Source organism: Streptomyces sp. NPDC001568, assembly GCF_042893755.1.
In the GTDB taxonomy this organism is placed as follows: domain Bacteria; phylum Actinomycetota; class Actinomycetes; order Streptomycetales; family Streptomycetaceae; genus Streptomyces.
Window position 1 is genome coordinate 134,051 of record NZ_JBIAVF010000021.1, and the last position, 22,450, is coordinate 156,500.

The following is a 22,450-nucleotide window of genomic DNA, read 5'->3' on the forward strand; positions in this document are numbered from 1 at the left end:
TGCGGGGCGGTCCTCTCCGCACCGGGAGGCGGCCGGTGGCCGCGCGGGCCCCGCGGAGCGACCGCGGGCGTGCCTGATCGGCCCGACGGGCCCGCCCGCGGCCGCGCTCCGTGGCCGGCGGCGGTGGCGCCGGCGGGTGGACGGCGCCACCGATCGCCGGCCCGGGGACCGGTCGGCCGCCGCCGGGACGTCCCTGCGGCCCCGTCGCCTCCCTGCCCCCGCCGCCCCGCCGCCCCGCGCCCCCGCCTCCCCTCGTCCGCCCGGGCCCTACGGGGTCCCTGCCGGACCGGCGCGCGGCGGTCGGCCCGAGGGTGCGGCGACCACGGCGGGCGACTCCGGATCCGGCACGCCCAGCCGCCGCGCGTCCCGTTCGGGGCGCAGGAACAGCGCGGTGACCAGGCCCGCGACGGCCAGCAGCGCGGAGGTCAGGAACCAGGCGTGCGCGTAACCCGCCACCGCGGTCGGCGCCGCGTCCACCACCCGACCCAGGAGCACCGGGGACAACACCCCGCCCAGCGAGGACACGCCGACCACCGTGCCCAGGACGACGCCCCGCACGCGGGGCGTCGTGATGCGGCCGCAGGCGGTCTGGCCGACCGTCATCATCACCATGGACAGGCCCATGCCCAGCATCATCGGCAGCTTCAGCCACAGGACCTGCGCGGCGGCGAACACCGCGACCGCCGCCGCGGAGCAGACCATCAGCAGGCCCGCGCCCGCCCCGGGCGGCAGGCGTCGGCGTCCGGGGCGGGCCGGGCGCCGGCTCAGCGCGCCGTGGCCGAGCAGGACCGCGGCGTTGGCCAGAGCCCCGGTGGCCACGGCGACACCGACCTGGTGCGCGTCCCAGCCCAAGGCGGTGTGCAGGTAGTCCGGGACCCAGGTCAGCTGCGAGCTCATCAGCCAGTAGGCGGCGAAGCAGCCGAAGCTCCCGGCCAGGACGGTGGGGGACAGCAGGATCCGACGCGGCGACGGCTCAGCGGGGTCGGTCCCGGCGGCGGGACCGCGGCCCGTGGCGCGGTCGGGCCGCGGCGCGAGCGGTCCGTCGGCGCCCCGCACCGCCCACAGGGCGGCCCAGAGGAGGCCCGCGAGGCCGACGGCGCCGAACGCCCAGCGCCATCCCCACCGGGCGATCACCAGGGACAGGGCGGGGGCCGCGACCGCGACGCCGACGGCCGCGCCGACCAACAGGACGGCCGTCGGCAGGGTGCGTTCGCGCTGCGGGAACCAGCCGTAGAGGTGGTGCACGGCGACCGGGGCTGCCGGGCCCTCCGCCGCGCCGAGGAGTATTCGGGTGGCGATCAGCGTCCCGAAGCCGGCGGCCGCGGCCAGCATCGGCAGCTGGGCCGCCGACCAGGCCACTGCCATCACCAGCAGCAGGACGGTGGTGCCCACCCTGCGGGTGAGCAGCGAGACGCCGATCGCCGAGAGCGAGAAGAGGGCGAAGAACGCGGCCTGGGCGGCGCCGAACTCCTCCCGGTTCAGTCCGAGTTCGCGCATGATCTCGGGCCCGGCCAGGCCCAGTACCGCCTTGTCGGCGAAGTTGACGACCATGAACAGCAGCAGCATCCAGGCGGTGGCCCAGGCCCCGGGCGACGCGGGAGCGCCGCCGGACGGCCCGCCGGCACCGGGCGTCATGCCGGGGTGCCGTCCGTACCGCCATCGGCGTCGGGGGTCGCTTCGGCCCCGTCGGTCAGGCCCACGCCGATCCGGCCCGCCGCGCGTCGTGCCCCCTGGGGCGTCCGGGCCAGCTCGGTCGCCACGTCCGTCCCCTCGGCCTGCGCGGCGGACTCGGCGGCGGCCCAGGCGAAGATGCCTCGGGCCATCGTCGACTGCTCGGCGCCCGCCCGATGGGTGTAGACGCGGGCCCGGATCCGGGCCACCGCGGCGTCCTCCGGCGCGGCGAGGGCGGCCGTCTCGGCCAGGTGCGACGCCAGCCGCAGCCGCCCCTGTTCCAGCAGCCGCACGGCCCGGTCGGCCAGCGCGCGGGCGCCGCCCGCGGCGGCGGCCAGCTCGGCGGCGACCTCCGCCTCCGGGGCGGGCTTGAGGTGGGCCGGGTTCAGGTCGTACCAGCCGCCCCACAGCCGCCACAGGTTGCGGACCACGAACTCCGGCTCGTCGTACCCGGGATGCAGATAGGGCCGGGCGAGCAACTCGGCAGGGACGCGTACCCGTTGGACCACGGTGTCCAGCCGGTGGCCCTCGTTCATCAGTGCGCGCGTCTGGTCGCACAGGGTCTCCAGCAGTCGGGCCGTGTCCGTGAGGGCCCGATGGATCCGCTCGGCCCCGACGATCGGTACGCCGTGGCCGGGGAGCAGGAGTTCGGCCCCCAGGGACGCCATGTCCCGCAGGGCGCGGGCCCATTCCTCGGGGTGGCGCTGAACCTTCTGCGGGTTCCCGGCGTTGGGGGCGTGCCAGATGAACAGGTCGCCGGTGCACAACGTCCGGGCCTCGGGCACCCAGACCCAGGTGTGGTCGTCGGTCTCGCCGCGGGCGTGCACGAGCTCGAAGGTGAGGCGGCCCCGGCGCAGGGTGAACCGGTCGCGGTAGGTGGTGTCGGGGTAGCGGTAGTCGGTGGGCCACTCCAGCCACGGGACGCCGAACTGGCGGCGGTTGATCCACGTGTTGTAGCCCGCGGTCCGCCGGTAGCGGTCGAAGCGGGCGGCGAGCGCCTCGTGGGCGACGACTTCGGGGCGCCCGTCCTCGGCGTCGAAGGGCGCGAGACCGCCGACGTGGTCGACGTGGCCGTGGGTGAGCACGACGGCGTGCACCGGGTCGGCCGAGAACGCGCGCACCGCGGCGTGCCGGTCCGCGGCGGTGATCACGTCGCCGGAGTCCACCAGGACCAGACCCTCGCCCGTGTCGAAGGCCATCGAGTTGGCGAACCCGGGGTAGAAGCCGATGTCGGCGGCCACCAGGACCAGCCGGTTCCCGGTGAACTCCCCGGCCAGGTGGGCGCCGAGGTCCGCCTTGCCGTGCCACACCCGGTCGGCGTACGCGAGGTACTCCCGCGACCGTTCGTGCGTCGTACGGCCGGTGGGCGGCTCCGGGGAAGCGGGTGCGGAGGGTGCGGTCATGCGCGGGGCTCCTCAACGGTCCGGTCGGGTGGGGGTGGTCCGCTCCGAACCAGCGGGCCGGGCGGGGTGGTCGGGGCGCCGCGCCGGTCGGGGGTGGTGCCGGAGCGGCGCCCCGGGAGCCGAGTCTGGGCGCGCCGGCCGGTCGGCGACACCGGCCCTCGTCACACCCGGCCACGGCCATTAGGGTGACGGGTCACATCTCGCGACTCGGGGGGACGCGTGGTTTCCGACTCCGCCCGCGCATTGGCCGTGCGCTGCGAATCCCGGACCAACGCCCTTGCGCGGCGGATGAGCAGGGAGTTCTTCGAGAGCGTACCGGGCTACGGCACCCTGCCCGCGGACGTCAAGGACCTGGAGATCGCGGCGACCGTACGCCACGGGGTGCGCCTCTTCCTCCGTGGCGTGATCTCCCCGCCCCCCGCCCCCGACGGGTACCGGCTGTTCCGGGAGCGGGCCGCGCAGCGCGCCGAGGAAGGGGTGCCGCTCGACCTGCTGCTCCGTACCTACGCCCTGGGCGTGTACGGCCTGTGGCAGGTGATGCGCGAGGAGGCCGGGCCGGACGAGGGATCGGCCCTCGCCGAGCTGGTCGACCTGCTGTTCCGATCCCAGACCGAGGTCGTCGGAGCGGTCACGCAGCACTACCTCCAGCAGCGGGACGCCCTGGAGGCCGCCCGTCGGACGGACCGGATCCGGCTGGTGCGCGCACTGCTGCACGGCGTGCTCGATCCGGACGAGGCACGGCGCGCCGGGCTCGTCCTGGACGGCCCGCTGCTGCTCCTCGCCTTCCGCGCCGGGCGGGCGGACGCCCCGGACGGTCCCGTCGCCGAGCGGCGCCGGCAGCGTCGGATCCGCGCCGCCCTCCAGTCGGCCTTCGGAGCGGACGTACCGGCCCTGACGGACGAGGCGCCGGACGGGGGCGGAGCCTGGGGCCAGGCCCTCGTCGCCGGGTGCGAGGAGGTGCCCGAGGACCTGCCCCGGCTGCTGGAGGAGGGGTACGGGGCGCCGGTACGGGTGGCGGCGGCCGTCGCCCGCGACGCCTCCGGGATCCCGGAGGCGTCCCGGACGGCGGGGGAGATCGTCCGGATCGCGCGGGCCCGGGGGCTGCCGGCGGGCACGGTGCACCGGCTGGACGACGTCCTGCTGGAGTTCCACCTGTCGCGGCCCGGCCCCAGCGGCGACCGGATCGCCGCGCTGCTCGATCCGGTGGCCGACCGGCCCGAGCTGCTGGCGACCCTGCGGACCCATCTGGAGCTGTGCCTGGACCGCCGCTCCACCGCCTCGGCGCTCGGGGTCCACCCCAACACCGTGGACAAGCGGCTGACCCGGCTGGCGGCCCTGACCGGCCTCGACCTGTCCTCGCCGCACGGCACCGCGCTGGCCCTGGCCGCGCAACTGCTCCGCGAGGCGCCGGCGCGCTGAGCCCCGGCCGTCCGCGCACCGGGCCGTCGAAGGTCCCGCCCCCCGGCGCCGGGGGGCGGGACCTTCGTGGTGCGTACCGGTGGACACGGGCCCGAGGTCAGGCCGCCGGGACCTCCAGCTTCCCCCGGAGGGGCTCCGCGGACCGGAGGGCGGCGACGCCCACCGGGTGGAGCAGCCGGTCGATGCCCGCGGCGAGGGCGCCGCCCACCAGCGGGGCCAGCAGGAACAGCCACAGCTGGGACAGGGCCGGTCCGCCGGCGAACAGGGCGGGGCCGAGGCTGCGCGCCGGATTCACCCCGGTGCCGGTCAGCGGGAAGCCGACGAAGACCACGGCGGCCAGGGTGAGCCCCGCGGCGGCGCCACCGACCCCCGGCGCGGCGGTCCGGCGGGTGACGCCGAGCACGACCAGGACGAGCAGCAGGGTGAGGACGGTTTCGGTGAGGAAGGCGCCGGCGCCGCTGATGCCCACCTCGGAGCGGACGCCCCAGCCGTTGGACCCGAAGGCCCCGTGCGTGACGACCCCGGGAACGGTGTGCGCCAGCGCGTACAGGACGGCCGCGCCGACGACGCCGCCGGCCAGTTGGGCCACCGCGTACGCCGCCGCCGTACGGGGGCCGATCCGCCGGGCCAACAGCATGCCGAGGGTGACGGCGGGGTTGAGGTGGGCGCCGGAGACCGGGCCCAGGGCGTAGGCCAGTCCGACGAGGACCAGACCGAAGACGAGGGCGACGCCGGTCGGCCCGATGACGGGGGCGCCGAGGGCGGCGGCCCCGACGCCGAAGAAGACCAGCAGGGCGGTTCCGGCGAACTCGGAAAGGCAAGCTCTGTTCATCGTGGTGAGCTCCGTGACGCGGCAGTGGATGGACGGTGTGCTGCCTCGACTGTTCCCGGGGGAGCGCCGGGGCGGTGTCCTCCCGGCGGTCCGCGCGGGCGACGGCCCGTTCCGCCACCGCCTCATCCGAACGCACGACAGGCCCCGTTCCCGGCCCGCCCTAGCGTGGCGTCAGCGCCGGTTCCCCGGTGCCCGTCCCACGGACAGGAGGACCAGGAATGCTTGCCGACCTTCCGTACCTCGGCTCCGGTCTCGGCTACCGCACCGAGATCTCGGCGGAGATCGACGCCTGCCCCGAGGCCGCCGACTGGCTGGAAATCATCACCGAGCACTACCTGGACGCCCCGCCCGACGCACGCGAAAGCCTCCGTCAACTCAGGCGGCACCACCGGCTCGTGCCGCACGGACTGGAACTGTCGCTCGGCGCCCCCGAGGAACCGGCGACCGGCTACGTCGACGCGCTGGCGGCCCTGGTGGCCGAAATCGACGCGCCCTGGTTCAGCGACCACCTCTGCTTCACCCGGGCCGGCGGAATATCCCTGGGCACGCTCGTGCCGCTGCCCCGACTGCGGGGCATCGCGGCGGACGTGGGACGCCGCGCGCAACGGGTGCAGGACGCCGTCGGAGTCCCGCTCCTCCTGGAGAACATCACCTACTACCTGGACCTGCCGTCGCCCCTGACCGAGGCCCAGTTCATCACCGAAGTGATGGAGCACTGCGACTGCGGCCTGCTGCTCGACCTCACCAACCTCGACATCAACTCCCGCAACCACGGCTACGACGCAGAGCAGTTCCTGGGCACGATTCCGCTCGAACGCGTCGTCCAGGTGCACCTCGCGGGCGGGACCGAGGGCGACGAGGACCACATGGCCACCGACACGCACAGTGCCCCCGTACCCGAAGCGGTGTGGCACCTGCTGGGCCGACTCGTGAACCGCACGCCGTCGGTGCGCGCCACCCTCGTCGAACGCGACCAGGACTTCCCCGACGACTTCGGCGAACTGAGCGCCGAACTCAGCCGGGCCCGCGGGATCCTGAACGCCGCCGGAGCGGTCCCGCGCTGAGCGCGCCGGCGACGTCCCCCACCCGCCCCGCGCCGCCGGCAGGGCACGGACCCCACGCACGGCAGGATCCGTACGAAGGTACCTAAACTGGGCGTGTGCGCCACAGCGGCAGCGACATGGCAGCGAAACGCGCGGTCGGACACTGGCCGCCGGTGGAGCCGGATGCTCCCGGGGCCCGGGCGGTCGCGGACATCTACCTCGACTTCGACCGGCAGGCCCAGCGGCTGCGCAGCATCCTGCGGCTCGCCCTGGTGGGCGTCATGGCGCTCGTGGCCTGGGCGGGCACGCCGCCGGACCAGTGGCCCGCGCAGTTCGCGCTGGTCGGCGGGTACGGGCTGCTGTCCGTCCTCACCTGGTGGATGTGGCGGCACCGCCCCGAGCGGGCCCAGCGCATCCGCCGGTTGGCCCCCATGGCGATCGTCGACGTGGCCGCGGTGTCCGCCCTGCAGTTCCTGTCCATCGGCAGCTACCTCTCCCTGGGCCTGTTGGCGTTCCTGCCGTTCTTCACGGCCACCCACCCCGGCCGGCGGGCGCTGCTCCTGTCCGTCGCCGCCATCGCCGCCGGCGGCTCCGTACTGACCGATTCGGCCTTCCGCCGGGAGCTGACCGGACCCGAGGGCCTGACGCTGCTCGCGATGCTGATCCTGCTCTGCGTGGTGGCGATGGCCGTGTCCCGGGTGCAGGACCGCCGGCTGGAGCGGGTCGCCGCCCTCACCATCAGCCGGTCGATCCTGCTGCGGGACGTGGTGTCCGCCGAGGCGCGCGAGCGCCGCACCGTCGCCGAGTCCGTGCACGACGGGCCGTTGCAGACCGTACTGGCCGTCCGCCAGGACCTCGGGCAGGCCCGCAAGGCCCCGGACGGAGCCCCGGACCTGGTCGAACGGGCCTTCGAGCTGCTCGGGGTCGTATCGCAGGAACTGCGGCAGGTCAGCGTCACCCTCCACCCGTCGGTACTGGAACAGGCCGGGCTGGCGTCGGCGGTGCGGTCCCTCGCCCGGACGACCTCGGAGCGGACCGGAATCACCGTGGAGTGCGAGCTGGACTACCCGGGGCGCCACGGCGTCGACCCGGTCGCCTTCGGCGTGGCACGGGAGCTGCTGGCCAACGTCGAACGCCACTCCGCGGCCGAGCACGTCCGCGTGGGGCTGCGGGACACCGGAGCAGCGGTGATTCTTGAGGTGAGGGACGACGGGGTCGGCATGGACGCGGAGGTACGCGCCGACCGGCTAGCCGAGGGACACATCGGGCTCGCCAGCCAGCGGGCACGGGTGGAGGCCCTCGGAGGCCGCATGGAGCTGGTCCCCACCGAAAGGGGCACCTGGGTGCGCGTCACCCTGCCCGAGCCGGACCGCGCCGATGTGGAGGCACCATGACCTACGGACAGCCCAGGGTGCGGGTCGTGGTCGGCGACGACCACCCGGTGTACCGGGACGGCATCGTCTCGGCGCTCAACGGCAGCGGCCGGGTGGAGGTGGTGGCGGCGGTCGGCGACGGGCGCAGCGCCCTGGAGGCGATCCGCGAACACCTGCCGGCCGTGGCCCTGCTCGACTACCGCATGCCCGAGCTGGACGGCCTGGAGGTCGCGCACGCCGTCGCCCGGGACGAGCTCGCGACCCGCGTGCTGCTCCTGTCGGCTTCGACCGAGAGCGACGTGGTGTACCGGGCGGTGCAGGAGGGAGCAGCGGGCTACCTCTCCAAGGAGTCCGACCGCGACGACATCATCGCGGCGGTGATGGCCTGCGCCAAGGGCGAGAACGTACTGCACCCGGAACTCGTCACCGGCCTGGCCTCGGAAGTCCGACTGCGGGCCCGGTCGGAGGAACCGCTGCTCAGCGCCCGCGAGCGGCAGGTCCTCCAGATGATCGCGCAGGGCCTGTCGGTCCCCGACATGGCCAAGGAGCTCTACCTGGCCCCCACCACCGTCAAGACGCACATCCGCAGGCTGTACGAGAAGCTCGGCGTCTCCGACCGAGGCGCGGCGGTCGCGAAGGCGATGCGGACGCACATGCTGGAGTGACCGGCCCCGCGCATGCGACCGGCCCCCGGACGATTCCGTCCCGGGGGCCGGTGGCGTCGGGCCGCCGTGGTTCCTCAGCCGCCGCAGCTCGCGCAGTGCATGGCGGTGACGACGCGGACACTGCTCGTCCCCATGCCCCGGGCCTGGGTCAGTTCGCGGCGCGCCACGCGGACGTGCGCCTCGCAGACGGCCGCGCCGCACACGCGGCACACGGCCTCGGCGGACCGGTGCTGTCCGGAGTCCTTCCGGCAGATGTGACAGTTCATCGCGCTACTTCCTCGATCGGACGGGATCCGGCGGAGGCCGGAGCGGTGGCGGGCATGGCGTTGGGGGAGATCAGGCCGGCGGACAGCAGGGCGTCGAGGGCGTTCCCCAGACCGGACGGCCCGCCCGGCGCCTTCCGCAGGTACGCCGCCTCCATGGCCCGCAGGTCCCGGCCGTCGCACAGGGCGAAGACGAACCAGGCGTGCGCGTTCAGCCACACCATCCGGCTCGATCCGGGGGCGACGGCCAGCAGCGTGCCCTGCTCCTGGATCGGCAGGACCGTGATCGGCCGGCGCTGCTGGTAGCCGTCCGGGTGCGCGAGGACCGCGGACTCGGGCGCCGATCGGGGCGCAGGGGATTCCGGCTGCCGGTCCGTGGGCGGCAGCCCGGGGACGAGCGGCGCCACGGCGTCGAGGAGCCGCACGACCATGGCCCGGCCGTCCGAGGTCAGCGCGTCGCCGTGGGCGTGCAGCGCCTGACAGGCCAGGTACCGGGTGCGTTCCTCGCTGGTCGCGTACGTACCCTCCGCCGCGGCCACGCTGCCCGGCGTGCAGGCACCGACCGACTCGCGGGCGGGCGGCTCCCCGAAGCGGCGCCGCAGGTCCGCCGGGGCGTCGGCCGCGGCGGCGAAGAACAGCACCATGTGGGCGTAGACGTGCAGGGAGCTGTAGACCCGGCGCAGGTTCCAGTCCACCACCCGCCAGGGCGGTGTCCCCGTCATCCGGCCGATGTCCGAGACCAGGGCGCCGGTGCGCATGATGTCGAACATCTTGAGGTGCAGCGACTCGTGGAACAGGAGCTCGGCGGCCTTCCACGGGTCGGTCAGCGCGTGGGGCGACAGGAAGAGCGCGGAGGGCAGCCGGTCGCCACAGGCGAAGGAGTGCACGCTGCCGTCCTCGTCCTCGCCCTCGGCGAACCCGACCAGCGCGACGTGCCGCAGCGCTCCCGCCCCGGTGTGGGGCAGCAGTTCGGCGAGCAGCTCGGCGCCCCGCGACAGCGCGGCCAGGGCCTGGTCGTCGGGCTCGACCCGGCGGCTGACACCCATCTCCTCGAAGACGTCGTCGCGCCGCCGCCCGAGCGCGGTGAGCAGCGGGTGTGCCTCCTCCGGCAGGCTGGACGTCCACACCCAGGCCGGTCCGAGGGCCGGCCACGGCTGGTGGTGGGTGTCCATGAGCCCTTCGCAGGGGCCGAGTCCGTCGGCGACGGAGCCCGCCTGCCGGAGCATCAGGGCCAGGGTGCTCGGCTCCCCGGGCCGACTCAGGGCCACGGCGAGATCGCGTTCGAAGGCGTTGCGGAGCACCGGATCGCACAGGAGGCGCCGCAGGTCGGCGGTCGGCAGCCGCCCGACGCGGCCGAACTCCGCCGCGTGGCGCGGATGACGGCCTGCCAGGATCCGCAACCCGACGCGGAACCGGGCGGTGTTGCGGTCGTCGATGGTGTCGGCGGAGCCGAACCGCGGGTCGGTACCGAGGTTCCGGTCGATCTCCGTGAGGTTCCGGGGCATGCGATTCACCTTGCTGTGCGGGGGAGTGGGAGGGGAAGGGGGAGCGGGGTCGGGTCGGGGGTTCCGGCTTCGGCGGGCGGTCCCCGGACCGGCGAGGACGCCGGCCCGGGGACCGCCCCCGGTCACCGGGCCGCCGGCGCGACCAGCGGCGGGATCCAGTCGCGCTCCTCGGCGAGGTCGGAGTTGACCTCGGGGAGGTCCAGCAGCGGTGCGGTCAGGCGGGGCGGGGCGACGTGTGAGGTGGGCATGGCGCTTCCTTCGTCGGAGGGGGATGGGACGGTGGATCCACCGCGCCTTCACGCTAGGCAGCGCGGCCGTCCCCGCTCGTCATCCGTTCGGCGGGCGGCGGGGATGACGCGCCGACGCACCCGGTCCGCCCGTTGGCGGTACGACGGCTCGCGGTCCGGCCGGCCGCCGCCGTTCCTCCACCCGGTGACCGATCGAGGGACGCGACGCCCGGGCGCCCCGGCTTTCACTGGAACCCGGCGCTCGGGACACCCCCTCCCCGGGACCGCACAGGAACCGTCACCGCGCTGCATCCCCGTTGTCCCCGCGATCCCCACATCCCCCGAATCCCCGAAACCGCTGGAGGACCAGACCATGCTTTCCACCCGTGCCCTCACCGCCGCCGGCCTGACCGCCGGCGTGCTCGCCCTGACCGGAGTCACCGCCTTCACCGCCCAGGCCGACACCGGGCCGCAGTTGCAGGCGTCGGGAGGCAAGCACCCGGCCGTCGCCACCGCCGCACACCGGATCCCGACGGAGAAGGCCATCACGGCGCTGCCGACCGAGAAGGCCATCAGGACCCTGCCGACGGAGAAGGCGATCAGCGCCCTGCCGTCGGAGAAGGCCATCAACGCTCTCCCCTCGGAGAAGGCGATCGGCTCGCTGCGTTCCGAGAAGGCGATCAGGTCCCTGCCGACCGAGAAGGCGATCAGCTCCCTTCCCGCCGGTGAGAAGTCCGTGGCCTGACGGCGTCCCGCCGAGGGGCCCGGAGCCGTACGAGGCTCCGGGCCCCTCGGTCGTGCCGGCGAAGGCGGACCGGGCGCGGTCGGGGCGAGGTGTCCGGACGCGTGCGTGACGGAACCCGCCGGGGGGTGCCCGGCGGGTGGGGAAGTCGGAGCGGAGGCCGAACCCCTCGTCGGGGTCCGGCCTCCGTCGACCGTTCGTTCGCCCGTCCGTCAGAACCGGACGCGGGTGCTGCAGCCCGGGGGCGGGGGCGGGGGGCCCGCGCAGGAGATACAGCGCGTCATCGGTTCGGCGTACCGGCGGGCGGCCGCGGGGACCAGCTCGATTCCCAGCGGTGCGCCACGACCCGTGACGGGGGTCGTATTGGTCTTCACCATCGTCGTGCTCCTCTCGGTGGGGGTTCTTCCTACGACGTTAGGAGCGACGGGGCTCGGACCGGTCATACGAACGGATGACCAGCCGGACGAAGGCGCGCCGTGGACCGGGCGTCGTCGGTCCGGGTGGTCGAGGGGTTCGGTGCGGGGGGACCGATCGGAGGAACGACGCCGCATCGGTGCGCCGACCGAACGAGGGCTCACAGGAGCCGATGGACTTCGTAGGGTCGGTCGCGTGCACAGGGCAGGACAACGGAACAAGCAGGCCGGAAGTTCGGGAAGTCCGCGACATGAGGAGCATGCGCGGCTGCGACGGCAACCGCTCACTCGGGTGGAAGACCCGACGGTGACCAATCCGCGAGTAGACCCCCGCAGCACATCCCGAACGGTGCCCGCCCCGCTCCGGCTGTTCACTGGAAGGGGCGGCCGGGAAGGACGACGTGGACGACGTGGACGACGTGGCGTACGAGACACCGGGCGCGACGCGGGCGGGACCGCGCGCGGTGCGCGAGAGGGTTCGGGCGGTGCGCGAGGCGCTCAACGCGTCCGATCCCGGCTCGGTCCGCCTCGTGGGGGCCGCCAACACCGTCGTCGCGATCTGTCTCACCCTGGCGGTGCTGTGGGCCCTCGGCTTCGCCACCCCGTACCTGGTCGCGGCCGGTTCCTCGGCCCTGGTGTGGTCGATGGTGCTCACCGGACCGCTGCCCGGCGAACAGGCCGTCACGCACGCCCTGAGCCTGCCGGTGGCACTGGCCTCCGCGACGGTCGCCGTCCTACTGGGGCCGTACCCGGAGGTGTCCGGCGCGGTGTTCGTGGCCCTGCTGTTCGTCACCGTGTACGTGCGCCGCTACGGTCCCCGCGGCACCGCGCTGGGCATGAACGCCTTCCAGATGTACTTCGTGATGCAGTTCGTGACGTTCACGACGGCGCAGCTCCCGCGGCTGTGGGCGGCCGTGGCCGTGGCGTTCGGCTGCGGGGCGGTCGTCCGGTTCGGACTGCTGAGGACGACCCCGGCCCGGTCGTTCGTACGGCTCCAGCGGTCCGTCCGCGCCTGCCTGACCGACCTGGCCTCCGCCCTCGTCGATCTCGTCGGCGACGGGACCCCGGGGCCCAGGGCGCAGGCACGGCTGAGGGCGGTGCGGCGCGGGCTGGGGCGCCTGCACACCTGCGCCCTCATGCTCCAGGACAGCGTCGAGGTGTGCGCGCCCCCGCCGGTCGCCGAGCTCGTCCGGTCCCGGATGACCGAGATCGACGTACGGGCCGAACGCATGGTGGTGATGGTGCTGAGGTCCGTCGAGGGCGGCACCGCCGCCACCGATTTCGCGCACCGGTTGCACCTGCCGGAGGCCGTGTCGCGGCCCGACGAGGGCCCCGCCGCTTTCGACGGTCGGCCTTCCGGATCCCTCGCGCCGGCCCCGCCGACCGCGCCGTTGCCCGCGCTGACGGCGCGGGTACGGGCGCTTGCGCCGTTCCTGGCCGGTGGGCCGCCGTCGCCGCGCTCCGCGGTGCCACCGGGTACCGATCCCGTCCGAGCCGAGGCGTACCTGGCCCTGGAGGACTTCGAGCGGGCCGCCGTCGCACTGCGCGACGCCTTCCGCGACCCGGGCGCGGCCGTTCCCGGGGCGGGTACGGGCCCCGGGGCGCGGGCCGCCCCGGTCGCGTCGCCGGGACCGGCCGGGTGGCGCCGTCCGACCACCCGCGCGGCCGTCCAGGTGGCCTGCGGCGCGGCCCTCGCCACGGTCGGCGGGCAGCTGATCTCCGTCGACCACTGGTACTGGGCGGTCCTGGCCTGCTGGATGGTCTTCTTCAACACCTCCACCACCGGAGAGATCGCGCTGAAGGGCTACCGCAGGGTGCTCGGTACCGCCGCCGGAATGCTGGTCGGCATCGTCGCCGCGGCCGGCCTCGCGGGGCATCCCTGGCCGGCCTTCGTGCTCACCCTCGCCTGCGTGTTCGGCATGGCGTACACGGCGGCCCTGTCGTACACCGTGGCCACCTGCTTCATCACGCTGATGATCGCCCTGCTGTCCGACCTGCTCGGGGACTACACCAGCGGTCTGCTGCTGATCCGCATGGCGGAGACCGGGTTCGGGGTGCTGTGCGGGGTGCTCGCCGCCGTCGCGATCCTGCCCCGGGCGACCGCACGGCAGACCGACGCCCGGTTCGCCGCGGCCCTGGCGGCCCTGGCCGCGGCGCTGGAGGCGACCGCGGCCAGGGTGACCGGGCCGGGATCCGGGCGGGCCCCGGAGGAGCCGACGAACCCGGTACGCGCGGTGCGGGCCCTGGACCGGGCCGTCGCGGAGCTGGCCGGTTCGGTGACGCCCGTGGTCCATCCCGTCGCGCCGCACCGCAACCGCCGCAGCGCGGCGCTCCGGGTCATGGGCCTGCTGGAGACCTGCGCCTACCATGCGCGGACGCTCGCGGTGGAGGCGGAGCGGATGGAACCCGGCGCCTGGTCCCGGTCACCGGCCGGGCCGCTGCTGGAGGAATCGGTACGCGCCGTGAACGGAAAACTGGCCCACCTCACGGAGCGGGTCGCCGGCGGTACCGACGACACCCGGGACGACGGCTCCGTGTGCACCGCCGCCGCGCCGGCGGGAGTCCGTCCCCGCACGGCGGTCCTCGGGCCGGAGTTCGGGGCGCGCGTCGCCGCACTCGGCGCCGGCCGGGACACCGTACGGTTCCTGCGGCACTTCCAGCGCCTGGACGACGACGTACGGGCGATGGGTCGGGTCATTTCCGTCCGGTACGACATTAATTCCGGCGGGAGGAAATGATCCGCCTTTGCCTTCATAGTGCGGGTCATTGAATTGATTCCCGGTCCCGGAGCGGCATGATCTCCCGAAGGCGGCCCCACAGGGCCGTGGAGCTGCTGCCCACCAAATCTCGGAGTCCGGATGAGAAGACATCAATTCGCCCGGTGGACCGCGGTCGCCTCGTTGCTCGGCACGCTCGCCCTGGCATCGGGCTGCGGTACCGCGCGGACCGACCACGGCCAATCGGCGCCCACGGCCTCCGCCGCCGCCTCGCCGGCCTCCACGGTCTCGCCCTCACCCGCGCTGACCGCCGCGGCCACGGAGGACCTCCGTGACCCCGCCCAGGTCGTCAGCCGGAACGGCCTGCTCAAGACACGCATCGTGGTCGAGCGCAAGCAGGTCCGGCTGGCCGGCCGGAACCTGTGGGCGCTCACGTACAACGGCTTGTACATGCCGCCCACCCTGCGGCTGCGGCCCGGCGACCGCATGGAGATCTCCTTCGAGAACAAGCTCGACCAGCAGACGAATCTCCATGTGCACGGCATGCACGTTTCACCGACCGGGAATTCCGACAACATCTTCCTGAACATCGCACCGGGAAAGACCTTCGACTTCGCCTATCAATTCCCGAAGAGCCTGGAACCGGGGACGTACTGGTACCACCCGCACCCGCACACCCTGTCCGCCGCGCAGACGGCGGGCGGAATGGCGGGCATCATCGTGGTCGACGGCCTCGACCGGTACCTGCCGCCGGAGCTGCACGGGATCACCCAGCACGTGGTGGCGCTGAAGGACTTCCAGATCGTCGGAGACCAGATCAAGACGGCCGACCTCAAGATGGGCGCGCCGACCACCCGCACCGTGAACGGCCAGCTCAACCCGCGCATCCGGATCAAGCCGGGGGAGACGCAGCTGTGGCGCCTGGCCAACATCGGGGCGAACATCTTCTACAAGGTGGCCCTGCCCGGCAGCAAGTTCCACGTCGTGGCCCAGGACGGCTATCCGGTGAACAAGGTCTACTCGGCCGACTCGATCGTGATCCCGGCGGGCGCCCGCTACGACGTACTGGTGCAGGGCGGCAAGGCCGGCACCGCCGAGTTGCAGACGCTGCCGTACAACTCGGGCAAGGCCGGCAACCAGTTCCCGCAGGCGACCCTGGCGACGGTGGAGACCTCCGGCGACCCGGTGGAGCCGGCCACGCTGCCGACCACGTTCGCGCCGATCGACGACCTGGGGACGGCGACCGTCGCGGGGCGCAAGACGATCGTGTTCACGGAGAACGCGGACGGCACGCAGTTCTACATCAACAAGAAGCAGTTCGACCACAACCGCACGGACTTCCGGGTCAAGCTCAACACGGTTGAGGAGTGGACGATCCGCAACGACAGTGACGAGGTCCACTCGTTCCACGTGCACACCAACGACTTCCAGGTGATGAGCATCAACGGCAAGCCGGAGGTCAATTACGGGTTCCAGGACACCGTCGACGTCCCGGCCCGGGGCAACATCGTGGTCCGGTCGCGGTTCCTGGACTACACGGGCAGGACCGTCCTGCACTGCCACATCCTCAACCACGAGGACGCGGGCATGATGGCCACGCTCCAGATCGACAACTAGCGGCCGGCGCGGTGCGGGCGCGGACGGGTTGTCACCGGTCCGCGCCCGTACCGGCGTTCTCACTCGGTGTCCTCGACCGCCAGGCTCAGGGCGAGGGTCTGCAGGAGGTCCTCGGTGGACGTGTCGAGGCCCGCGGCGTCGAGGGCCGTGGCGACGACGTCGAACGCGAGGATGAAGCCGTTCACCAGGGCGTTGAGCGGCTGCGAGACCTGCCGCAGGACCGCGAGCCCCGTCTCCTCCAAGCCGGCGTCGACCGGCACCACGAACTCGGCGGGGATCACTTCTCCCAGCAGGTCGGAGACGAACTGGCTGTCGGCGCCGGACCTGATGGCCGTGAGCGCGGCGATCGCTTTGAGCTGGATCTCATTCTCCGTCATCGTGCCGAGCCTAATCCGCCCTGCGCCTGCCGCAGTTGAAGCCGGTCGGCGCGCTGGCACCGAATTCGACATTCGACGGGTTTCACCTGCTCGCCCCCTCCGTGCCGACGCCTGTCAGGAAACCCACCCGCGCCTGCGACGGGGTTGCCGCGCGGGGCCGCCGGTGGCGGTTCGTGGCCCCGGGTTCGCGGGCCGCGTCGTGAGCCCGGGCCTCCCGGCCCTCGGCCATCCGGAGGAGGGCGGGCGTGTCCGGCCTCCGGGACGGCCGTCCGCGCGGATAGTCGTGGGGGGCCTGAAGGGCGCCGCCGGTCCCTCGGGTGCCGGTACGGATTCGTGGAGAGCGGTGCAAGGATGAAGAGAACGGTACTCGTGTGCACGGTGGGGGCAGCCGTGCTGCTGGGCCCCGGAGCCGCCACGGCAGGAGCTGCCGGGCCGTACGGAGCCGTCCCCGCGGCGCACGGAGCGCCCAAGGCCGCCTACCCGGTCGGGGAGGTGGTTTCCGACGCCCCGCTCCACGTCCGGCAGAAGCCGACCGTGTATTCGGACGTCGTGAAGGTGCTGCGTCCGCACCAGCGCATCCAGCTCAACTGCCAGAAGCGGGGCGGGTGGGTGGACGGCAACCCTCTCTGGTACCGGATCCAGGGCTACAACGGCTGGGTCTCGGCGCGCTTCGTGCACAACCTCCAGCCGGTCCGCTCCTGCTGATCGGGGCCCCCGCGTTCCCAGCTGTTGAATTCCCGCTGATTCCCCCTGATTCCCGCTGAGCCCTGCCGTCGTCCCGGTTCCGTGAGCCGACGGCAGGGGCGGGATCGCGGTTTCAGCGGTGCAGCCGGTCCGCCCAGTCCTGCGGGACACGGTCGGCCGGCCCCGGCGACGGTTGGTCCGGCGGGTGGCCGCCCGGCGGCTTCAGCTCGGGCCCCGACTCGTACATGGCGTTGGTGGCGTAGTTCCAGAACCATTCCTCGCCCGGCTCGAAGCTCCGCACCAGGGGATGGCCGCTGGACTTCCAGTGCGCGGTGGCGTGTTGGCCCGGCGAGGAGTCACAGCAGCCGATGTGGCCGCACTGGGCGCAGCGCCGCAGGTGGAACCACCAGCCGCCCGCCTCGTCGCAGTCGGCGCAGCCGGTGCCGGTGGGCGGGACGCTCGGGTCGATGCCGTCGATGCCGTCAATGCCGGTCATGCGGAGTCCTCCTCGGTGGTGTCGGTTTCGGGACCCTCGGGGACCGCCTCGACCTCCGGAGCGGTCAGCGGGAGAAGCACCTGGAAACGGGTGTCGCCCGGCACCGATTCGACCTGGAGGCTGCCGTGGTGCTTGCTGACGACGATCCGCCAGGAGATGTCCAGGCCGAGCCCGGTGCCCTCACCGACCGGTTTGGTGGTGAAGAACGGGTCGAAGATGCGGCTGCGGACGTCCGCCGGGATACCGGGCCCCGTGTCGCGGAACTCCACCAGCAGCCGGTCCCCCTCCCGTGCCGTACGGACCGTCAACACGCCCTCGTCGCCGGTGCTCCCGATGGCGAAGACGGCGTTGTCGATGAGGTTGGTCCACACCTGGTTGAGCTCCGCCGGATAGGCCGGCACGTCCGGTAGGGAGCGGTCGTACTCCTTGACCACCCGTACCCCGGGGCCGATCTTGCCGGACAGCATCAACAGGGTGCTGTCGAGGAGTTCGTGGACGTCGACCACCCGGTGCGGGGCGCGGTCGAGCTGCGAGTACTGCTTGGCCGCGTCCACGAGGTGGGAGATGCGGGTGGTGGAGTCGTTGATCTCGTCCATCAACAGTTCGGTCTCGACCGTGTAGTTGAGCCAGCCGATCGCCCCCGGCAGGATGTCCTGGTCCACGGCGGCCGCGACCTGCTCCAGCCAGTCCGTGTCCAAGCCGGCCTGGACGAAGGTCGGTGCGACCCGCCAGCCCTCCGTGATGCCGTGGTCGTCGAGCCAGTCGGCGAGCTCGTCCTCCCGGTCGGACGCCTCCAGTGGGCTCAACGCCGGTGCTTTGGCGACGCGTTCGGCGGTGCGCTCCTGGATGTCGATGAGGCCGGCGAGCACCTCGCGCGGATACGGACCCTGGGCGATGACGGCCAGCTTGTGCCGCATCTTGCCCACCCGCTCCCGCAGCGCCGCGGTGGCCCGTACCGCCGCCGCGGCCGGGTTGTTCAGCTCGTGGGTGAGGCCTGCGGACAACGACCCCAGGGCCAGCAGCCGTTCGCGCTGACCGATCGCCCGCTGCGTGTTCTTCGATCCGAAGAACAACCCCTCCAGCAGGTGCGCGGCCATCGGGAACCACTCCTGCATGATGTCCGCGAAGGACTGCGAGGGCAGCACGAAGAACCGCGTCGGCTCGGTCACCCGCATCGAGTTCGTGTACGTCTGCGGCACCCGGTCGCCCAGGTACGCCTGCATCGCTCCCGCGTACACGCCGCGCTGCGAGGTACGGCTGACCTCGACGTCGTCGCCGCCCACCCGGCGGGCCAGTACGACGGTGCCCTCGATCATCACGTAGAAGCAGGTGGCCGGGTCGCCCTCGGTGTACACCGGCCCCACCTCGAACCGTTCCACCCGCCCCTGCGAGCACAGCCGCCCGAGCTGCTCCGGGGAGAGTTTCTCGAACAGGAACAGCGAGGCGATCTCCTGGGGTCCGCAGGGCATGACCTGCCCGCTCATGACTGCTCCAGGTACCGGTGGACGAGCATCACGGCCATGGCTCCCTCTCCGACGGCGGACGCGACGCGCTTCGCCGACTGGGCGCGCGCGTCGCCCGCAACGAACACACCGGGGACGTTGGTCTCCAAATGGTAGGGAGAGCGGTCCAGTTGCCACTCCGCCGGCGGTCGGCCGTCCGGCGTGAGGTCCGGGCCGGCCAGGATGAAACCGTGTTCGTCGCGCAGCACCGTCCCGTCCAGCCAGTCCGTCAGCGGGGCCGCGCCGATGAACACGAACATCCACTGGGCATCGACGAGCTCGGTCGCCCCGCTGTCCACGTCCCGCAGCGTCAGCTGCTCCAAGTGTCCGTCGCCGTGCGCTTCCTCGACGACGGTCCGGGGCCGCACCGTGATGTTCGGTGCCTCCTCGATCTGTTGGATGAGGTAGTACGACATCGACGCGGCGAGGGACTCCCCGCGCACCAGCAGCGTCACCGACTTCGCGCCCCTCGCCAGGTACATCGCCGCCTGCCCGGCGGAGTTGGCGCCGCCCACGATGTACACGTCCTGCCCCTGGCAGGAGGCGGCCTCGGTGAGCGAGGAGCCGTAGTACACCCCGCAGCCGGTCAGGGAGTCGCAGCCCGGCGCGTGGAGTTGCCGGTACGACACGCCCGTCGCCAGGATCACGCTGTGGGCGGCGACCGCCGAGCCGTCGGAGAAGCGGACGACGCGCGCCGCGCCGTTGACCTCCAGCCCCGTGACCTCGCGCGCCGTGAGGATCTCGGCGCCGAACCGGCCGGCCTGCCGGCGGGCCCGCTCGGTGAGCTGCGCGCCCGAGACGCCGTCCGGGAAACCCAGGTAGTTCTCGATGCGGGAGCTCTGCCCGGCCTGCCCACCGGTCGCCGACCGCTCGACCAGGACCGTACGCAACCCCTCGGACGCCCCGTACACCGCCGAACCGAGCCCGGCCGGGCCGCCGCCGATCACCACGAGGTCGTAGAAGTCCGAGGTCGGGGTCGTCGCGAGCCCGACGCGGGCGGCCAGTTCGGCCGGCTCCGGTTCGACGAGCACGCCGCCGTCGGGCGTGACGACCAGCGGCAGCCGCTGCCCGTCGGCCCCGGCAGCGTCCAGCAGCCGCCGGCCCTCCGGCTCGTCGGAGGAGTACCAGCGGTACGGCACCTGGTTGCGGGCCAGGAACTCGCGTACCGCCGAGGAGGGCGCCGACCAGCGGTGCCCGACCACCTTCGTGGCGGGTACCGGCCGGTAGTCGCTGGCGCGCCAGGCCGCGAGTAGGTCGTCCAGGACCGGGTAGAGCTTCTCCTCGGGCGGGTCCCAGGGCTTGAGCAGGTAGTGGTCGAGGTCGACCACGTTGATCGCGTCGATCGCCGCGTTCGTATCGGCGTACGCGGTGAGCAGCACGCGCCGGGCGCCCGGGTACACGACCATGGCTTCCTCGAGGAACGCGATGCCGTTCATCTGCGGCATGCGGTAGTCGGCGAGGATCACCGCCACCAGATCGCCGCGCAGTTTCAGTTCGCGCAGCGCCTCCATCGCGGACTCCCCGGACTCCGCGCGCACGATCCGGTACTCGGCTCCGTAGCGGCGCCGCAGGTCACGGGCGATGGCGCGGGAGACTCCCGGGTCGTCGTCCACGGTCAGGATGACGGTCCGCGCCGTGTCGGCGGCCTGTGCCATACGTCGTCTCCACCCCGAGTGCAGTGGGCGGGCGGCACGGCGAGCCGTCCGCGCCGGTTCCCGCCCATCGTATGTTCGATCGTTCGGAACCGCTCCGGGACGCCACCCACCGTGCGCTCCGGGTACACCCCCGGTCGCTCCCGGTCAGACGCGCGGACGCCGGTGGCGCCGGGTCAGGAGGTCGATCCCGCCGGGACCCAGCCTTCTCCGCCCAGGGGGAACTCGTAGCCGGGCCGCCCGTTGTGGCCGCTGGTACGGAAGGGCTTGCCGTTGTGGTCGATCGTGACGGTGCCGTGCCGGGAGCCGCTGGACCAGGCCAGCTCCAGGTACCAGCTGACGTCGTACGCGGAGGCGTCCGCCTTGACGTAGAACACCTCGGGCGTGGACTCGCTCACCATGAACGGGAAGTTCCGCTCCCCGGCCACGGGCGCGAAGGCCGGCCGCGCGGCGTCGAGAGCCACGGTGAAGGAACGCGTCGGCACGCCGGAGCCGCAGCCGACCCCCGGATAGCCCATGGCGTAGTCGTTCCAGGGCAGAGGTGTGCGCTTGCCGGCGGTACGGACGGTCATGCTGTCCAGCACCACCGTCTCCTTGCCCGTGCCCTGGAGGGTGAGCGTGACGTACTGCTCGCCCGCTGCCACGGCTCCGGACGCCGCCACCCACGCGGGCGCGTCCCGCTCCAGGGGCGGCGGGCCCACCTCGGTCGGCGGCTTGTCGATCAGGTAGTGCTGGCCGCAGGGCGACTCCCAGGTGTGCGGCTGGGCCGCCACCGTCAACGGCGCGGCGGACGCCTGGTCGCCGGCGGCGCCCGCGCCGCCGGGGGAGGGCGCGGAGGGCCCGGCGGCGGCTCCCGTACCGGCCGCTTCGGGAACGGCGCCCGCGGGGCCGCCGCCCGCGCCCCGGGAAGGGCCCTGGGACACGCCCCGGGACGCCGACCGAGCCGGCGCGGGCGAGGCCGCGGGCGGGCCGGCGGCTGCCGTCCCGCCCCCCGTACGTCCGGCTTCGCCGGGCGCGGGGGAGGCCGCGCCGACGGGGCGGCCCCGGACGCCGGTGTCCGCCGACAGGTTCAGGCTCAGGGCGAACACGACCGCCCCGGCGACGGCGGCCACGGCGATCCCGGCGAGGACGGCCCTGCGCGGCCGGCGCGGTGGCGCCTGCGCCACGGAAACCTCAGCCGGAGCAGCGAACGGCCCGGTCACCTCCGAGGGCGTCGCAGGCACGTCCAGCAACCGTTCGGACGGCCGGGACGACTCGGGCGGCCGGGCCCCGGACGTAGCCGGGGCCTCCCCGTCAACCCGGTCCACCGGAGCCGCCGCCTCGCCTACGACCGCCTCGCCTGCCACCGTTTCGGGAGCCGCCGCCGCCACCGGCCCGGCCGGTGTCCTGCTGCCCGGATCGCCGCCCTTGCGGGGCCGGTTCACGTCCGCCAGCACCCAACTCCGGTGCAGCGCGACGAGTTCGTCGGGCGACGCCTTGCACAGCCGGGCGAACCGTTCGACCGGTGCGTACTCCGGCGGGACGACGTCGCCGCCGCAGTACCGGTGCAGGGTCGACGTACTCATGTGGAGCCGTTTGGCGAGCGTCCCGTAACTGAGGCCGGACCGGTCCTTCAACTCACGCAGCAGCCCGGCGAACTCGGACCCAGCGGTGTCGGACGACACTGTTCCTCCCACCCCAGTATCCCGTCCCGCATCCCAGGAACGGGTTGTTTCAGCAGCTCAGAGCCTGTGTGAGCGTCCCAGCATCCCTGATTGCCGCTCGGATGTGGTGCCCGGGACGGATCACCCCGCAGGCTGCTGCCATCCAAGCACACCGCCCCCGGCAGCCGGTCCCGACAGCCGCCGTG

At 73.5% G+C, this 22,450-nt stretch carries 19 protein-coding genes; 8 read left to right on the top strand and 11 right to left on the bottom strand.

The features are described from left to right. Positions 1-267 precede the first annotated feature (267 nt). Both ACFY0I_RS32630 and ACFY0I_RS32635 read right to left on the bottom strand, forming a co-directional pair. Entirely contained in the window at positions 268-1,635 is a 1,368-nt protein-coding gene (locus tag ACFY0I_RS32630; RefSeq protein ID WP_388902485.1) for an MFS transporter, read from the bottom strand. Continuing rightward, positions 1,632-3,074 (bottom strand): alkyl sulfatase dimerization domain-containing protein, encoded by a 1,443-nt coding sequence (locus ACFY0I_RS32635; RefSeq protein ID WP_388902487.1) that lies wholly within the window; start codon positions 3,072-3,074, stop codon positions 1,632-1,634. Before ACFY0I_RS32635 ends, ACFY0I_RS32630 begins: the two co-directional genes overlap by 4 nt. A 219-nt stretch (positions 3,075-3,293) precedes the next feature. On the opposite strand from ACFY0I_RS32635, the gene ACFY0I_RS32640 reads away from it, so the two are divergent. Next, positions 3,294-4,493: a helix-turn-helix domain-containing protein gene (locus tag ACFY0I_RS32640; RefSeq protein WP_388902489.1), complete on the top strand. Its 1,200-nt coding sequence runs from the start codon at positions 3,294-3,296 to the stop codon at positions 4,491-4,493. A 97-nt stretch (positions 4,494-4,590) separates the two neighbouring features. Here ACFY0I_RS32640 and ACFY0I_RS32645 read toward each other — a convergent pair whose 3' ends face one another. Beyond that, on the bottom strand, positions 4,591-5,325 hold the full coding sequence (locus ACFY0I_RS32645; RefSeq protein ID WP_388902490.1) for an aquaporin: 735 nt from the start codon (positions 5,323-5,325) through the stop codon (positions 4,591-4,593). A 218-nt stretch (positions 5,326-5,543) separates the two neighbouring features. Between ACFY0I_RS32645 and ACFY0I_RS32650 the strand changes: the two genes are divergently transcribed. The 3 genes from ACFY0I_RS32650 (at position 5,544) to ACFY0I_RS32660 (ending at position 8,406) form a co-directional block, all read left to right on the top strand. Continuing rightward, on the top strand, positions 5,544-6,389 hold the full coding sequence (locus ACFY0I_RS32650) for a DUF692 family multinuclear iron-containing protein (protein WP_388902492.1): 846 nt from the start codon (positions 5,544-5,546) through the stop codon (positions 6,387-6,389). A 95-nt stretch (positions 6,390-6,484) separates the two neighbouring features. Then, a complete protein-coding gene (locus ACFY0I_RS32655; protein ID WP_388902493.1) occupies positions 6,485-7,762 on the top strand; it encodes an ATP-binding protein in 1,278 nt (425 codons plus the stop codon). Beyond that, positions 7,759-8,406, top strand: coding sequence for a response regulator (locus tag ACFY0I_RS32660; RefSeq protein ID WP_388902495.1), 648 nt, complete (start codon positions 7,759-7,761; stop codon positions 8,404-8,406). Before ACFY0I_RS32655 ends, ACFY0I_RS32660 begins: the two co-directional genes overlap by 4 nt. 74 nt (positions 8,407-8,480) lie before the next feature. Here the strand turns inward: ACFY0I_RS32660 and ACFY0I_RS32665 are convergent, their stop codons facing one another. The 3 genes from ACFY0I_RS32665 to ACFY0I_RS32675 all read right to left on the bottom strand — a co-directional run bounded on the left by ACFY0I_RS32665 (position 8,481) and on the right by ACFY0I_RS32675 (position 10,422). After that, positions 8,481-8,672, bottom strand: a complete 192-nt coding sequence (locus ACFY0I_RS32665) for a DUF2180 family protein (RefSeq protein WP_388902496.1) — start codon at positions 8,670-8,672, stop codon at positions 8,481-8,483. Further along, on the bottom strand, positions 8,669-10,174 hold the full coding sequence (locus ACFY0I_RS32670) for an aKG-HExxH-type peptide beta-hydroxylase (RefSeq protein WP_388902498.1): 1,506 nt from the start codon (positions 10,172-10,174) through the stop codon (positions 8,669-8,671). Before ACFY0I_RS32670 ends, ACFY0I_RS32665 begins: the two co-directional genes overlap by 4 nt. Positions 10,175-10,296: 122 nt before the next feature. Further along, positions 10,297-10,422 (bottom strand): hypothetical protein, encoded by a 126-nt coding sequence (locus tag ACFY0I_RS32675; protein ID WP_388902500.1) that lies wholly within the window; start codon positions 10,420-10,422, stop codon positions 10,297-10,299. A 352-nt stretch (positions 10,423-10,774) separates the two neighbouring features. On the opposite strand from ACFY0I_RS32675, the gene ACFY0I_RS32680 reads away from it, so the two are divergent. The 3 genes from ACFY0I_RS32680 (at position 10,775) to ACFY0I_RS32690 (ending at position 15,890) form a co-directional block, all read left to right on the top strand. Continuing rightward, positions 10,775-11,146 (top strand): hypothetical protein, encoded by a 372-nt coding sequence (locus ACFY0I_RS32680; RefSeq protein ID WP_388902502.1) that lies wholly within the window; start codon positions 10,775-10,777, stop codon positions 11,144-11,146. A gap of 811 nt (positions 11,147-11,957) precedes the next feature. Continuing rightward, the gene (locus ACFY0I_RS32685; protein ID WP_388902504.1) at positions 11,958-14,294 is read left to right on the top strand and encodes an FUSC family protein; all 2,337 of its coding nucleotides are present in this window, start codon (positions 11,958-11,960) and stop codon (positions 14,292-14,294) included. 120 nt (positions 14,295-14,414) lie between these two features. After that, positions 14,415-15,890 carry a multicopper oxidase family protein gene (locus tag ACFY0I_RS32690; RefSeq protein ID WP_388902505.1) on the top strand — a complete coding sequence of 492 codons (1,476 nt, stop codon included), beginning with the start codon at positions 14,415-14,417 and terminating at the stop codon, positions 15,888-15,890. Between the two features lie 59 nt (positions 15,891-15,949). Here the strand turns inward: ACFY0I_RS32690 and ACFY0I_RS32695 are convergent, their stop codons facing one another. Further along, positions 15,950-16,267 carry a hypothetical protein gene (locus tag ACFY0I_RS32695; RefSeq protein WP_281204769.1) on the bottom strand — a complete coding sequence of 106 codons (318 nt, stop codon included), beginning with the start codon at positions 16,265-16,267 and terminating at the stop codon, positions 15,950-15,952. Positions 16,268-16,618: 351 nt separating this feature from the next. Between ACFY0I_RS32695 and ACFY0I_RS32700 the strand changes: the two genes are divergently transcribed. Next, positions 16,619-16,972 carry an SH3 domain-containing protein gene (locus tag ACFY0I_RS32700; RefSeq protein WP_388902507.1) on the top strand — a complete coding sequence of 118 codons (354 nt, stop codon included), beginning with the start codon at positions 16,619-16,621 and terminating at the stop codon, positions 16,970-16,972. Positions 16,973-17,084: 112 nt separating this feature from the next. On the opposite strand, the gene ACFY0I_RS32705 is transcribed toward ACFY0I_RS32700, so the two are convergent. From ACFY0I_RS32705 to ACFY0I_RS32720, 4 genes are all read right to left on the bottom strand, one after another. Continuing rightward, on the bottom strand, positions 17,085-17,447 hold the full coding sequence (locus ACFY0I_RS32705; RefSeq protein ID WP_388902508.1) for a UBP-type zinc finger domain-containing protein: 363 nt from the start codon (positions 17,445-17,447) through the stop codon (positions 17,085-17,087). Beyond that, the gene (locus ACFY0I_RS32710) at positions 17,444-18,931 is read right to left on the bottom strand and encodes an ATP-binding protein (protein ID WP_388902510.1); all 1,488 of its coding nucleotides are present in this window, start codon (positions 18,929-18,931) and stop codon (positions 17,444-17,446) included. Before ACFY0I_RS32710 ends, ACFY0I_RS32705 begins: the two co-directional genes overlap by 4 nt. Then, positions 18,928-20,604, bottom strand: a complete 1,677-nt coding sequence (locus tag ACFY0I_RS32715; RefSeq protein WP_388902512.1) for an FAD-dependent oxidoreductase — start codon at positions 20,602-20,604, stop codon at positions 18,928-18,930. The genes ACFY0I_RS32710 and ACFY0I_RS32715 overlap by 4 nt, the downstream gene beginning before the upstream one ends. A 173-nt stretch (positions 20,605-20,777) precedes the next feature. Next, the gene (locus ACFY0I_RS32720) at positions 20,778-22,265 is read right to left on the bottom strand and encodes a helix-turn-helix domain-containing protein (RefSeq protein WP_388902513.1); all 1,488 of its coding nucleotides are present in this window, start codon (positions 22,263-22,265) and stop codon (positions 20,778-20,780) included. Positions 22,266-22,450 lie beyond the last annotated feature (185 nt).

Bases quoted from the DNA above. Each gene is read 5' to 3' on its own strand.
- ACFY0I_RS32670 (WP_388902498.1), bottom strand. From the start codon at position 10,174: ATGCCCCGGAACCTCACGGAGATCGACCGGAACCTCGGTACCGACCCG.
- ACFY0I_RS32675 (WP_388902500.1), bottom strand. From the start codon at position 10,422: ATGCCCACCTCACACGTCGCCCCGCCCCGCCTGACCGCACCGCTGCTG.
- ACFY0I_RS32650 (WP_388902492.1), top strand. From the start codon at position 5,544: ATGCTTGCCGACCTTCCGTACCTCGGCTCCGGTCTCGGCTACCGCACC.
- ACFY0I_RS32635 (WP_388902487.1), bottom strand. From the start codon at position 3,074: ATGACCGCACCCTCCGCACCCGCTTCCCCGGAGCCGCCCACCGGCCGT.
- ACFY0I_RS32630 (WP_388902485.1), bottom strand. From the start codon at position 1,635: ATGACGCCCGGTGCCGGCGGGCCGTCCGGCGGCGCTCCCGCGTCGCCC.
- ACFY0I_RS32695 (WP_281204769.1), bottom strand. From the start codon at position 16,267: ATGACGGAGAATGAGATCCAGCTCAAAGCGATCGCCGCGCTCACGGCC.
- ACFY0I_RS32700 (WP_388902507.1), top strand. From the start codon at position 16,619: ATGAAGAGAACGGTACTCGTGTGCACGGTGGGGGCAGCCGTGCTGCTG.
- ACFY0I_RS32645 (WP_388902490.1), bottom strand. From the start codon at position 5,325: ATGAACAGAGCTTGCCTTTCCGAGTTCGCCGGAACCGCCCTGCTGGTC.
- ACFY0I_RS32690 (WP_388902505.1), top strand. From the start codon at position 14,415: ATGAGAAGACATCAATTCGCCCGGTGGACCGCGGTCGCCTCGTTGCTC.
- ACFY0I_RS32665 (WP_388902496.1), bottom strand. From the start codon at position 8,672: ATGAACTGTCACATCTGCCGGAAGGACTCCGGACAGCACCGGTCCGCC.
- ACFY0I_RS32705 (WP_388902508.1), bottom strand. From the start codon at position 17,447: ATGACCGGCATTGACGGCATCGACGGCATCGACCCGAGCGTCCCGCCC.
- ACFY0I_RS32660 (WP_388902495.1), top strand. From the start codon at position 7,759: ATGACCTACGGACAGCCCAGGGTGCGGGTCGTGGTCGGCGACGACCAC.
- ACFY0I_RS32680 (WP_388902502.1), top strand. From the start codon at position 10,775: ATGCTTTCCACCCGTGCCCTCACCGCCGCCGGCCTGACCGCCGGCGTG.
- ACFY0I_RS32715 (WP_388902512.1), bottom strand. From the start codon at position 20,604: ATGGCACAGGCCGCCGACACGGCGCGGACCGTCATCCTGACCGTGGAC.
- ACFY0I_RS32710 (WP_388902510.1), bottom strand. From the start codon at position 18,931: ATGAGCGGGCAGGTCATGCCCTGCGGACCCCAGGAGATCGCCTCGCTG.